At 69.8% G+C, this 12642-nt stretch carries 12 protein-coding genes and 2 pseudogenes; 9 read left to right on the top strand and 5 right to left on the bottom strand.

Annotated features, from left to right (window positions below):
* Window positions 1–123 precede the first annotated feature (123 nt).
* The 4 genes and pseudogenes from AOK22_RS26105 to AOK22_RS42980 all read left to right on the top strand — a co-directional run.
* The gene (locus tag AOK22_RS26105; protein ID WP_055701161.1) at window positions 124–645 is read left to right on the top strand and encodes a flavodoxin domain-containing protein; all 522 of its coding nucleotides are present in this window, start codon (window positions 124–126) and stop codon (window positions 643–645) included.
* Window positions 646–770: 125 nt separating this feature from the next.
* The gene (locus tag AOK22_RS44030; RefSeq protein ID WP_055701160.1) at window positions 771–1145 is read left to right on the top strand and encodes a hypothetical protein; all 375 of its coding nucleotides are present in this window, start codon (window positions 771–773) and stop codon (window positions 1143–1145) included.
* Between the two features lie 24 nt (window positions 1146–1169).
* A complete protein-coding gene (locus tag AOK22_RS26095; RefSeq protein WP_055701159.1) occupies window positions 1170–1634 on the top strand; it encodes a cyclic nucleotide-binding domain-containing protein in 465 nt (154 codons plus the stop codon).
* A gap of 55 nt (window positions 1635–1689) precedes the next feature.
* Window positions 1690–1918 (top strand): annotated as a pseudogene (locus tag AOK22_RS42980) (Ni/Fe hydrogenase subunit alpha); the annotation flags it as partial.
* Window positions 1919–2118: 200 nt separating this feature from the next.
* Here AOK22_RS42980 and AOK22_RS26090 read toward each other — a convergent pair.
* Together AOK22_RS26090 and AOK22_RS26085 are read right to left on the bottom strand one after the other, a co-directional pair.
* Window positions 2119–3543: a sensor histidine kinase gene (locus AOK22_RS26090; protein WP_055701158.1), complete on the bottom strand. Its 1425-nt coding sequence runs from the start codon at window positions 3541–3543 to the stop codon at window positions 2119–2121.
* Window positions 3540–4274 carry a response regulator transcription factor gene (locus AOK22_RS26085; protein WP_055701157.1) on the bottom strand — a complete coding sequence of 245 codons (735 nt, stop codon included), beginning with the start codon at window positions 4272–4274 and terminating at the stop codon, window positions 3540–3542. Before AOK22_RS26085 ends, AOK22_RS26090 begins: the two co-directional genes overlap by 4 nt.
* Window positions 4275–4446: 172 nt before the next feature.
* Here AOK22_RS26085 and AOK22_RS26080 point away from each other — a divergent pair, with 172 nt between their 5' ends.
* Complete coding sequence (locus tag AOK22_RS26080) at window positions 4447–5169, top strand: DUF2231 domain-containing protein (protein WP_244165003.1); 723 nt, start codon at window positions 4447–4449, stop codon at window positions 5167–5169.
* Between the two features lie 530 nt (window positions 5170–5699).
* On the opposite strand, the gene AOK22_RS26075 is transcribed toward AOK22_RS26080, so the two are convergent.
* Together AOK22_RS26075 and AOK22_RS26070 are read right to left on the bottom strand one after the other, a co-directional pair.
* A complete protein-coding gene (locus tag AOK22_RS26075; RefSeq protein WP_055701155.1) occupies window positions 5700–6110 on the bottom strand; it encodes a VOC family protein in 411 nt (136 codons plus the stop codon).
* A gap of 454 nt (window positions 6111–6564) precedes the next feature.
* Complete coding sequence (locus tag AOK22_RS26070) at window positions 6565–7464, bottom strand: GNAT family N-acetyltransferase (RefSeq protein ID WP_055701154.1); 900 nt, start codon at window positions 7462–7464, stop codon at window positions 6565–6567.
* 650 nt (window positions 7465–8114) lie between these two features.
* Between AOK22_RS26070 and AOK22_RS26065 the strand changes: the two genes are divergently transcribed.
* From AOK22_RS26065 to AOK22_RS26050, 4 genes are read left to right on the top strand one after another with little or no spacing between them, the layout of a single operon-like run.
* Window positions 8115–9491: an aminotransferase family protein gene (locus AOK22_RS26065; protein WP_055701153.1), complete on the top strand. Its 1377-nt coding sequence runs from the start codon at window positions 8115–8117 to the stop codon at window positions 9489–9491.
* Window positions 9492–9551: 60 nt separating this feature from the next.
* Window positions 9552–10196: a nitroreductase family protein gene (locus AOK22_RS26060; protein ID WP_055701152.1), complete on the top strand. Its 645-nt coding sequence runs from the start codon at window positions 9552–9554 to the stop codon at window positions 10194–10196.
* 16 nt (window positions 10197–10212) lie between these two features.
* On the top strand, window positions 10213–11220 hold the full coding sequence (locus AOK22_RS26055) for an aldo/keto reductase (protein WP_055701151.1): 1008 nt from the start codon (window positions 10213–10215) through the stop codon (window positions 11218–11220).
* 33 nt (window positions 11221–11253) lie between these two features.
* Complete coding sequence (locus AOK22_RS26050) at window positions 11254–12393, top strand: acyl-CoA dehydrogenase family protein (protein WP_055701150.1); 1140 nt, start codon at window positions 11254–11256, stop codon at window positions 12391–12393.
* A gap of 90 nt (window positions 12394–12483) precedes the next feature.
* Here the strand turns inward: AOK22_RS26050 and AOK22_RS41020 are convergent.
* A pseudogene (locus AOK22_RS41020) lies at window positions 12484–12642 on the bottom strand (clavaminate synthase Cs1); the annotation flags it as partial.

Below are 12642 nucleotides of genomic sequence, written 5' to 3'. Positions count from 1 at the left end.
CGCCGTCGTCGACAAGCTCGGTTACCGCCTGGACGACTCCCATCTGCGCTCCGACGAACAGGCCGTGCGGGGCATCGCCGACGAACGACTGGCTGCGCAAGCTCTGAGGAGGATCGATTCACCATGACCGGCAAGGTGCTCGTCGCCTACGCGACGAAGAACTGGGCCACGGCCGAGATCGCCCGCACCATCACGGAGGTGCTGCGCGACGAAGGTGTCGACTCCGTCATGAGGCCGGCACGCGAGGTCGGTGAGATCCAGGCGTACGACGCCGTTGTCATCGGCAGTCCGCTCTACGAGGGCCGGTGGCACAAGGATGCCCGCCGGTTCGTCAGGCTTCAGCGGGAGGCGCTTTCCAAGCGGCCGGTGTGGCTGTTCAGCAGTGGCCCCCTCGATCCGTCGGCGAGTGAGCGGGACATCCCTCCGGTACCGGCAGTGCGTCAGATCCTGATACGGATCCACGCCAAGGGGCACGTCACGTTCGGAGGCTGCCTGAACGACGACGCCGGCGGCTGGGCGGCCAGGATGATCATCAAGTCCGGCAAGGGCGGAGACTTCCGCGACTTCAAGCAGATCTCCGCCTGGGCCCAGCGCGTGGCCGCCGAACTCCGGGGCGACGTCGTGGCCCGGCCACGCGAGAGCTGACAGCCCGAGCCATGGCCCTCCCGGCCCGGACGGGGGCCGGTCGGCCCCTGCTGTGGACCTGGCCCTCTCTCCGATCCTGGTGGGGCAGGGAGCCCCTTCGAGCCCCTACGTATCGGGAGGACGGAATGTCGGTCACCGCCACCACCGGCACCATGGAGGCTCTGGAGCGCGCGGACCGCTCCGCCGACGGGGCGCCGGTCATCACCGGCGCGTCCGCGGAGCGGCCCTCGTACGCGTTTCTCGGCGTCAGGCCCTGCGACCTGCGGGCCATCGCGATCCAGGAACGGGTGCTGACCGGCGGGGCCCACCGGGACGGCGGCTGTCAGGAAAGGCGGAGGGGAGCGTTCCTGATAGCCGCTGAGTGCACCGAGCCGGGCGCCACCTGCTTCTGCGTCTCGATGGGCGGCGGGCCCGTGCGCGCCTCGGGTCGCGGTCCCCATCGGCAGTGGCGCACCCACAAGCTCGGTACCTGGCACGACCAGTTCGATGACGAGGCGTAGGCGCGGACGTAAGGAGACGGGACGATGAGCAGTACCACGACCATGGCCGGTGCCCTGCCCACAGCGTGCCGCGACCGGCTGATGAGGATCGCGCGTGAGGTGTCGTTCCCGGCAGGCACCCGCATGTTCGGAGAAGGCGGTCACGCCGACCGGTTCTGGATCGTCCGCACCGGCTCGGTCGTACTCGACATGCATGTGCCCGGCCGCCGCTCGCCCGTGATCGAGACGCTGGGCCACGGCGAACTGGTCGGCTGGTCCTGGCTCTTCCCGCCCTACGTATGGAAGCTCGGCGCCGTGGCCAAGAGCCCGGTGCGGGCCTACGAGTTCGATGCCAGGTCGGTGCGCCTTCTGTGCGAGGAGGACGCGGAGCTCGCCGCGGCCGTCAGTCTGTGGGTGGGCCGGGTGCTCTCCCACCGCCTGCAAGCCGCCAGGACGCGCCTGCTCGATCTGTACGCGCCCTACGGCAGTGGAAGCGGTGTGCGGGGATGAGTGCCGCGCCCGTCCCGCACCGGGTCGTCGCCCGCTTCGAGGAGGAGTTGAGCCGATGACGCACCGCGGCAGCCGGGTCCTGCACGTCGGCTCGCTCTCCAGGGTCGAGGGCGAGGGATCCCTGCACCTGAGCGTGCGCGACGGGACGGTCACGGAAGCGCCTGCAGATCTATGGACCGCCGCGGTTCTTCGAGGCGTTCCTGCGCGGGCGGGCGCACACCGAGCCGCCGGACATCACCGCCCGGGTGTGCGGGATCTGCCCGGTCGCCTACCAGCTGAGCGCCTGAGCCGCGATCGAGGACGCCTGCCGGGTGACCGTCGACCCGGCCGTGGGGCCATCCGTAACCACGACCCGTGCATCTCCTGCTCCACGCACTTCCCCGACCTGACCATCAACCGCATCTGACCCACCGGGAGGGCGCCGTGCCCCACTCTCCGCGCACCGTGAGCGACGTGAGGGCACACACCGTGGTCGCCGATCACGTCAGTGGGGCAGTGTGAGGCGAAATGTGGTCCGGCCGCGACGGCTGGTGACCGTGGCGGTGCCGCCGTGGGCGGTGATGACGGCATGGACGATGGCGAGGCCCAGACCAGTGCTGCCGTTGGTGCGGGAGCGGGCGTGGTCGGCGCGGACGAAGCGGCCGAAGACCTCGGGTCGGATCTCGTCGGGGATGCCCGGTCCGTTGTCGCTGACGCTCACGTGCACGCCGGAGCCATGAGTGGTGAGCGTGATCGACACGTCCGTGCCGGGCGGGGTGTGAGTGCGGGCGTTGGCGAGGAGGTTGCCGATTGCCTGCTGGAGGCGGTGGCTGTCGCCGGTGACGGTCACGGGCTCTTCGGGGAGGTCGAGAAGCCAATGGTGCCCGGGCCCGGCGGCGCGTGCGTCATCCGTCGCGTCGAGTATCAGCAGCGTCAGGTCCACCGCTTCGTGTGCGAGGGGACGTCCTGCGTCCAAGCGGACGAGGAGCAGCAGGTCGTCGACGAGCCGTGACATGCGCTGGGACTCGCCTTGGACTCGTTCCAGGGCGCGGCGGACTTCGGCGGGGACGGGTCCGTGATGGCGCAGGGCGAGTTCGGCGTGGCCTCGGATGTTCGCGACAGGGGTACGCAGTTCGTGGCTGGCGTCAGCAGCGAAGTGCCGCAGACGTTGCTCGCTGGCCTGACGGCTCGTGAGGGCCTTCTCGACGTGACCCAGCATGTCGTTGAGGGCGGTCCCGACCCGGCCGACCTCAGTGCGCGGGTCGGTGTCGGGCAGCGGAGCGGGCATGGCGATCTCCCCGCTGGCCAGCGGTAGACCGGCCACCTCCGCTGCTCGGGCCGTGACCCGGTGGAGGGGATGCAGTGAGACGCGTACCCATAGGGCACCGGCTACGCCGGTGACCAGGAGGGCGGTGCCGAACACGACCGCCTCGACGGCTTCGAGGCGGTGCACGGTCTCCTCCACCGGTCGCAGGGGCAGACCGGTGATGAGCGAGTCCTGGTCGTCGCCCTGGACGGCCGTGACGCGATACGTCCCCAGAGAGGACAGGCGGATGCTGTGACCGTTTCCGTCCATGGGGACGTTCACCAGAGCGAGACGATCCCGAGAGGTCAGCCGCACGGGGCGGTCGGCAGCGCCGTCGACGACGGCGGCCCGGGTGACGGCGCCGTCCAGCAGACGCGCGCCGAAGGTCGCGTCGGCTTGGCCGCGCGTGTCGGGGCGGTTGTCCGCGTCGGGTTCGGTTTCGTGCTCCAGGCTGGCGGCGAACCGTCCCCCGGAAGCCCTGAGCTGTTCGTCCAGACGTCCCAACAAGAAGCCGCGCAGAGCGAGGGTGGTGGTGATACCGACGGTGAGGCAGGCGAGGGCCAGCAGGGTGACGAGCCCCGTCGTGAGCTGCCCGCGCAGCGTGCGTGGTGGGGGACGCTTCACGAAGAGGCCGGCTTGAGGACGTAGCCGACGCCGCGCACCGTGTGGATCATAGGAGCGCGTCCCGCGTCGATCTTCTTGCGCAGATAGCTGATGCAGAGCTCGACCACATGGGCGCGCCCCCCGAAGTCGTAGGCCCAGACCCGGTCGAGGATCTGCTCCTTGGGCAGCACCCGGCGAGGGTTGCGCATCAGGAAGCGCAGGAGCTCGAACTCGGTCCTCGACAGGTCGATCGTCACATCGCCGCGTCGTACTTCCCTGGCTTCCTCGTCCATGCTGAGGTCCCCGACCGTGAGCCGGTCGGTGCCCGACTCCGCCGTCATGCCCGCCCGTCGGAGCAGTCCGCGGACCCGGGCAAGGACTTCCTCCAGGCTGTAGGGCTTGGTGACGTAGTCGTCGCCGCCGGCGGTGATGCCGGCGATACGGTCCTCGACGGCGTCGCGGGCAGTCAGGAACAGCACGCACACGCGCGGTGCCTCACGACGTAGTGCGCGCAGGATCTGCAGGCCGTTCAGGTCGGGCAGCATCCAGTCCAGGACCACGGCGTCGGGCCGGAACTCCCGGGCGGTGTCCAGCGCGGACGCGCCGTCGCCGGCGGTGCGGACCTGCCATCCCTCCGTGGTCATGACCGAGGCCAGGACGTCGGTGACGTCGGGCTCGTCGTCCACGACGAGGATCCGCACGGGTTCTCCGTCCGGGTGGCGCAGAGGCGATGTGGTGCGTGGCTCGTCCATGGTCCTTCCAGCATGTCCCGCGACCGGGCACGGCAGAGCGAACCGCAGCTCTGAGTTTCCTCTGAATCCGGGCCGAGGGCGGCTGGCCGCCGTGCCTTCAGAAGGTACTGAGAGGTCGGGCTGTGAGGCTGTCCGCTCGTCACCGGAAACGAGCCCGGTCCGGAGGGACCCCATGATCACCACGCTCACCACCAGCACCCAGGCAGACCTGGGCATGCGTCGTCATCAGCGCCCTCGCCGCGGCGTCCGGAGCGCATCACCGAACTCCTGGTGGCTACGCCTGTGGTCCTTCGCCGGACGAGCCCCGCCACGGCCGCGAGCCGGGAATCCCGCACGTCACCTGTCCAGCGTTGAAAAAAACACCAACCTCGAGGAGCTTTCTGTGGGGCCCGTCCTCATCAACGGCATCCCGGCGCACGTCCTGTTCGTCCACTTCGTCGTGGTCGTGGTACCTCTGACTGCCCTGGTCCTGATGCTGTGTGCCGCCCTCCCCTCGGTCATGCGCCGCTTCGGACTCGCGCTGCCGATACTTGCCCTGGTAGCGCTGGCCAGCGTGCCCCTGACGACACATGCCGGCGAGTGGCTGGAGCGGCACGTCGACAGCAGCGCTCTGGTGCGCAGGCACACCGAACTCGGCGACGAACTGCTCCCTTGGACCATCGGGCTCTTCCTCATGTCCGTCCTGGTGTGGTGGTCCTACCGCCGCACCGCCGGGCAGGCCCCTGACGGGGAGGGTTCCAGCAGAACGGCCGCCCCGGTGCGCATCACTGCCGTGGCCTTGTTTCTCGTCATCGCTGTGGGCGCATGCGTGCAGGTGTACCGAATCGGCGACTCCGGTGCCAAAGCGGCCTGGCACGACGGCTACTCCGCCTCTGGCCACCCCGATCGAGGCTGAGATGCCGGGCTCGAAGGGATATCCGCAGCGGCGCGTACGTCCGGGACAAGACGCCGGTGCGTCCCGTGACGCGACCCCGGCCGCGTGACGGCGCACCTGGCCCGGCTGGAGATGTCCGCCTTCGGCGTGGATGCTGCTCAGAACTCGGCTTCGAGCCGTGTGAAGAGGCGTTGGTCACGGTCGCTGCGCGAGACGCGCGTGTGCGCCCCGCGACGCGGCGCTTCCCAAGCCGCATCACGAGGCGCACGCCCATGCCGGGCACTCCTCCCGGGGCGCGGGATTCACCGGAAGGGGGCTCGGAGGGCCTCGCAGTCGATTCCTCTCCAGGTGACTGCCCTCGGTGCGTCGAACGACGCGTTCATGGCAAAGAATGGCCGGGGAAAGGGGGGGTTCCATCAAGGACGCGGACGTCGCCCGGCCCCCCCCCGCTCAAGGACCGGCACCGACGCCATCGGCAAGGCCGTCGACCGGGCCGTGAACCGTCAACGCGACCGGATCCGATCGTCAGCAACGAACCTGGCCCAAGCCCCTTAGCCGTGCTTGGGCCAGGTCGGGCCCTGGTCGGTCCAGATGACGCCCTTGTTGCGGCACAGGCAGAAGGGGTGGCCGATCGGGTCGGTGTAGACCTGCCAGCCGTAGCCGTTGGGGCCGATGAAGTCCTGCCTCAGCGTCGCGCCGAGGTCGAGGACGCGGCGCTGCTCGGACTCGATCTCGTCCACTTCGAAGTCGAGGTGGAACTGCTTGGGGTGCTCGCTGTCGGGCCACTGCGGAGCGCGGTAGTCGTCCACCCGGATGAATGCCAGCTCGATCTCGCCGAACTGGATGCCGGCCCACTCCTCAGAGCTGCCTTCCTTGATCGCACGGCCCGTCACCTCGGAGTAGAAAGCCGCCAGCTTCATCGTGTCCGGGCAGTCGATGATGAAATCGGTGAGTCGCAGCATCCCGCGATCTTGTCACAAGCTCACACCCGACTTCGGAGCAGGCCCTGAGAAGCTCCGCTGGGGTGCGGTAACAAAGAGTTCCTTGGGCTTCGCCCCCAGACCTCGTTCACCAGGGGCGGCCAGGTTCGTACCGCAGGCGCGGATCAGCTGCGGACTTCGGCGGAGCCGGCCACCAAGAGGGACGTCGTCGAGGTGGTCCGTCTCGGTGCCCCGGAGGCCCGCAGCTCTTCGCCACCGCGCCGACGGCGTTCCCGCTGGCACCGAGTACCAGGATCCTCGATGCCGCGTTCACGACTGCTCCCGCGCGGTGAGGATGCCCTGCTCGCCCACGCGGATCCCCCTACGTAATCGATGTCGTAGCGACGGCCACCGGCCACAGCGCGGATCCCGCATGCCGCCGACAAGGGGTCCGGACCTGCCCCGGACCGGACCCCTTGGTGCGTGCTACTCCTCGCTAGGCCGCTTGGCCCGCCGGGTGGAAGTTGATGCGTTCCCTGATGACGGGGAAGCCGGCCTCGGCGAAGTTCGCGGCCATGGGGAAGTTGCCCTGGTCCGTCGCTCCGCTGACGAACTCCGCGCCCTGCTCGACGAGGAGGTGGGTGCACTCCGCGAGGAGGTCGTAGGCGTAGCCGTGACCGCGCTGTTCCGGGACGACTCCGATGAAGCCGATGGTCGGGCCGGAGGGGTTGTGGGCCGGGATGTGGATGCCGGCCAGGTCGCCCTCCGGCGTGTGCGCGACCTGCCACCACTCCCGTGGGGAGGGGCACCAGTGGAAGAAGGCGAGTTCCTCCTGGGCGGCCTGGTCGAGGCCGCCCTCCTCGATGGCCCTGAGCGCGTGGGCGTCCAGGGTGACGGAGTGGATGCGGCGCAACGCGTCGAAGAACACGGTGTCGTCGGGTTCGGCGCTGAAGCGCAGGCGTCCGGGCCGCTCGGGCAGACCTCGCTCCGGGGTCCAGCGGTACAGGAAGCGTTCCACCAGGAGTTCGTACCCTGCGGCTCGTGCGGCGGCGAAGCGCGACTCGGCGCCGGCCCGCAGGTCGGTCTTCTCCCGCCAGCCGCCCGGCAGGTTGATCTCGAGTTCGACCTGCCAGGGAGCGGAGCGCAGCAGCTCGGCCCCGGCCTCCTCCTCGCCCTCGGCCACGTCGAACCAGTTGATGTTGATGGGCTCCGCGTCGTCGGGACCGCCCCACCACGCACCGCGTGCGACGACCTCGCCGTCGCGCAGGGCGACGCGCTTCCACTCGGGGCGGAACTGGGTACGCCGATGGGCTTCACGGGCGCCCAGGGGGTCGGGGAGCGCGTCGAAGAGATGAGCGTCGCTCGCGGAGAGCGCGCGGATGACCACATCGGTCATGGATTCCTCCGGGATACAGGCTGCTTGGAGCGCTCCCGGTCAGAACTCACGCATCACGCCGGGACAGCGGAAAGTAGGGAGCGCTGGAAAGGTGTGAACCGCACGGCACTCGCCTCCTTCCCTCCATCTCAGGGCGTTGAGCCCCACACTAAGTGCTCTGCCGCGGGCCCGTCCACGGATTTCCTCACGCCCTGACCGTGAGTGATGTGATCAGGAGTTTCCGTGGCGGTTGAGTTCGAGCTCCATGCCATGAAGCGGATTCCCCGGACCGCATACCTCTTACGGATTCGCATTCACCGCGCACCGGCTCTGAACGGCGCGACGCGGACATCGGCCGACGTGGTCGTCGTCCGTGTGGACTGCCCCAAGGAACTCATCCACAGGCGACCTCAATAGGGCCAAGGAGTGGGGGACCCGGGCACTCCGAGCGGCAGTCGTGGCAACGGCTTGCAGTTCGCTCGGTGCTTCGCTCGCGCGCTGTGTCAGTCGCCTGCAACCCCCGGCTGCGAGACTCCCCGTGATCCAGCCGTTCGTCGTGGCTGCGCCCCTCCCGTGTACCTCCTGGTACCTCCCGAGGGCTTCCTTCCGTAGGCATCGCCACGTGGCAGACGCCGGCGTGCCGAAGGACCATCCGCAAAGGAGCTTGCCTCATGCCCGCATCATCGGCGGTATCCCTGTCCGGCCCGGACGACCGGACGGCACAGTGGGTCAGGTCCGACCGGGACCGGCTCATTCATCCCAATCTCCCGAGCACCCGCACGGACCGCACCGTCATGGTCGAGGGCCGCGGCTGCCACGTACGCGACAGTGCGGGCAGGCGCTATCTGGACGCCGCGGCCGTGCTCGGCATGATGCAGGTGGGGCACGGGCGGAGCGAGATCGTGGCGGCCGCCGCCGCCCAGATGGGCACCCTGGAGTGCTTCCACCTCTGGGAGTCCATGAGCAACGACAAGGCGATCGAGCTGGCCGTACGGCTGACCGGCCTCGCGCCCGACGGCCTGGACCGCGTGTTCTTCACCAGCGGCGGAGCGGAGGGCAACGAGATCGCCCTGCGCATGGCGCGGTACTTCCACTACCGCAGGGACGAGCCCGAGCGGACGTGGATCCTCTCGCGGAAGACGGCCTACCACGGCATCGCCTACGGCGCCGGAAGCGTCTCAGGGCTGCCCGTCTACCACGAGGGGTTCGGCCCCCAACTGCCGCACGTACACCACCTCACGGCCCCCGACCCCTACCAGACCGCCGCGTACGACGGCGCGGACGTCACCGAGTTCTGCCTGCGCGAGCTGCGGGAGACCATCGAACGCATAGGGCCCGACCGCATCGCGGCGATGATCGGCGAGCCCGTGATGAGCGTCGGCGGCGCGGTCGTCCCTCCGCCGGACTACTGGCCCCGCGTCGCCGAACTGCTGCGCTCCCACGGCATCCTGCTGATCTTCGACGAGGTGGTCACGGCGTACGGACGCACCGGGCACTGGTTCGCCGCCGAACACTTCGGAGTGCGGCCGGACCTGCTGGTCACGGCCAAGGGCATCACGTCCGGCTACGTTCCGCACGGCGCGGTGCTCGTCACCGACGAGGTCGCGGCGGCGGTGACCGGCCCGGCCGGCTTCCCGATCGGGTTCACGTACACCGGGCACCCCACCGCCTGCGCGGTCGCGCTCGCCAACCTGGACCTGATCGAGCGGGAGAAGCTGCTCGACAACGCGACGACGACCGGCGGCTACCTGGCCGACAGGCTGGCACCGCTCTGCGACCTGCCCGTCGTCGGTGACGTCCGTCAGATCGGCCTGATGCTGGGCATCGAGCTCGTCGCGGACAAGACGGCACGGACCCAGCTGCCCACCGGTACGGCCCCGGTGGCACAGGCGCTGCGGGAGGACGCCGGCATCATCCTGCGCGGCAACCCGCGGTCACTCCTGATCAATCCGCCCTTGGTGATGGACCGTGCCGTGGCCGACGAACTGGCCGACGGGCTGCACGCGGTCCTGTCCCGCGTCGAGCCGGACGGCCGGATCCGCCCCTAGAGACGTTCCTCGGGCAGGCCCCGCCGCCCATCTCTGCGCCCACAGACCGAAGGAACCCTCATGCCGCTCATGGACCTCACCCCGGACGAACTCCTCACGACCACCCGCTCCGTACGCAAACGGCTCGACCTGACCCGGCCGGTCCCGCTGGAACTCGTCAAGGAATGCGTCCGCGTCGCCCTCCAGGCGCCGACCGGCAGCAACCGCCAGACCTGGCACTGGATGGTCGTGACCGACCCGGCGCAGCGCGCCGAGATCGGCCGCTTCTACCAGCGCGCGGTCAAGGAGTACCTGCGGTCCGAGGGGAACTGCGGGTCGCTGTTCCCCGAGGATCCGGCACGCCACGCGGTGCAGCGGCGCGTGGGCGACAGCGTCGCGTACCTGGGCGACCACATGGCCGAGGTACCCGTACACGTCATCCCCTGCCTCGATGTGCACGAGGCCCCCGAGTACAACGAGGCAGGCAAGTGGGGATCGATCATCCAGGCCGCCTGGAGCTACATGCTCGCCGCCCGGGCACGCCGGCTCGGGACCGCCTGGACCACCCTGCACCTGATGTACGAGAAGGAGATCGCCGAACTGCTCGGCCTGCCGGACGGCGTCGTCCAGGCGGCGCTGATCCCGACGGCGTTCTCCCTCGGCACGCGGTTCAGGCCTGCCGCGCGCCGGCCGCTCGAGCACGTGCTCCACATCGACTCCTGGTAGGCGGAGGAGCAGACGCATGAAGAGGGACGACGGGTCACCCCTGCCGACGCGCAGGCTCGGTGAACTGACGCTGCCCGCTCAAGGGTTGGGCTGCCTGAGCATGAGTTCCTTCTACGCGCGGGCCGACCCCGCCGAAGCCCTCGCCACCGTGCATCGCGCGATCGACCGCGGCGTCACCCTGCTGGACACGGCGGACGTGCAAGGGCTCGGTGAAGGTGAGCGGCTCCTCGGGAGGGCCGTCGCGGGCCGGCGGGACCGCGTGCTGATCTCCACGAAGGTGGGCCTGGAGCGGGACCGGGACGGGGAGTTCCTGGGAGTGCGGGGAGACCGCGCCTACATACGGGAACGCTGCCACGGCTCGCTGCGCCGCCTCGGCGTCGACCACCTCGACCTCTACGTCAAGCACTGGCTGGCTCCGGGGGAGCGGATCGAGGAGGCGATCGGCGCCCTGGCGGAACTCGTCGCCGAGGGCAAGGTGCGCCATCTGTGCCTGTCCGAGGTCTCCGCCGACACCCTTCGCCGCGCCCACGCCGTGCACCCCATCACCGCCGTCCAGAGCGAGTGGTCGCTGTGGACCCGGGGCGTCGAGGCCGCAGTGGTGCCTGTGTGCCGGGAGCTCGGCATCGGGATCATCGCGTCCTGCCCGCTGGGCCGCGGTCTGCTCACCGGGCGGATCGCCTCGACCGCCGACCTCGGCCCCGCGGCGGACTTCCGGCACTCCCTGCCGCGTTTCAGTGCCCCGAACCTCGCGCGCAATCAAGGGATCGTCGAGGCGTTGAGGCCCTTGGCCGCGCGCCACGGCCTGACCGTCGGCCAGCTCGCCCTGGCCTGGCTGCACCACCAGGGCGACGACGTCGTACCCATCCCGGGCACCTGCCGCCGCGACCACCTGACGGAGAACCTCGGCGCGGCCTTCGTCGCGCTGTCCGCCGAGGAGCGGCAGGCCGTCGCGGACGCGGTGCCGTCAGCGGCTGTCCACGGCGAGCGGTACCCGCCCTTCCTGATGCGGCTCGTCGACAACTGAGCCGCCCCGGCACTAGCAGAGGGACGAGAGAGCGTGAAATTCCTGCAACTCGACTACGGCGTCTGCGAAAAGCTCCTGCCCGGCCTGATCGGCCGCCTGTCCGACATTCCGTTCGAGCAGTTGGAGTGCCCGGAGAGCCCCGCCATCGCGCTGTTCAAGGAGTACGGCGGCACCAATCTCCTGATCCCCCGTGAACACGGCGGCATCGGCGCCTCCGCGCTCGAAGCGGTCCGGGTGATCCGCGCGCTGGCCTCGCTCGCGCCGTCCCTGGCGGTGGCCACCGCGATGCACCACTTCTCGGTCGGCATGCTCTTCTCCGTAGGCCCGTTCTACGAGAGCAGTACCGACATCCGTACGTCCGTACTCGACGTGGTCGCGAAGAACCGCTCACTCATCGCGTCGGGCTACGCGGAGGGGCGCTCCGGACACGGCATCCTCACCCCGACGGTCGAGGCCCGTGCGACCGCCGGGGGCTATCTCGTCAGCGGCTCCAAGAAGCCCTGCAGCCTCTCGCGTTCGATGGACCTCCTCACCGCGAGCGTCGCGCTGCGCGGGGACGACGGTGGCGCCGAGATGGGGCTCCTGGTGCTCCCCGCGGACACCCCGGGCATCTCCGTCCACGACTTCTGGTCGACGTTCCCGCTGGTCGGCGCGGAGAGCCACGAAGTACGCCTCACCGACGTGTTCGCAGGCGCCGAGCACATCCTCCGCGCGCCGACGAACGCCGCGGAGAAGCTGGACGAGCTGAACGAAGCCGGTGTGATCTGGTTCCAGATGATCGTCGCCGCCTCCTACACGGGGGTGGCCAGCGCGCTGGTCGATCTCGTTCTGCGCAAGGAGCGCGGGTCAGCCGGCGAACGTGCCCGTCTGTGCCTGCTCATCGACTCGGCGGCGTCCCTCGTGGAGGGGGTCGCGCGCCGGATCATGGACGACGATCTCGGCAACGACTGCGCCGCCGCCTCCCTGTTCACCCGCTTCTCCGTGCAGGACATCATCACCAGGGCCGTCGGCCAGGCGGTGGAGATGCTGGGCGGCATCGCCTTCATCACCTCCCCGAAGATCGCCTGTCTGGCGTCCGCCGCGCAGGCCGTCGTCTTTCATCCCCCCTCGCGGATGAGCATGGGCGAAGCGGTCGTCGACTACTTCGGGGGGAAGCCGCTGTTCTTCTCCTGACAGGGCCCCGGCCCTCGCTTCCCTCACCGGAGGCCACTGAGAGAGAACGATGATCGGGCGTACGGGTGTGNNCCACACCCGTACGCCCGATCAGTGACGCGGTACGAAGTCCACCACGTCGCCGGCCCGTTCCCCGCCGGACAGCTGGCCGCCCCGGTCGGTGCGGATGTAGACGCGGTGCAGCCACCGGTCCTTGCCGTCCCAGCGCGGTGCGAACGGCGTACGGGCGTGCGTCGTACGGAAGTTGTC

It is taken from the genome of Streptomyces silaceus (genome assembly GCF_001419745.1).
Lineage (GTDB): Bacteria > Actinomycetota > Actinomycetes > Streptomycetales > Streptomycetaceae > Streptomyces > Streptomyces silaceus.
Note: the sequence above shows the minus strand (reverse complement) of the source record. Positions and strands in the feature narration are given on the sequence as shown.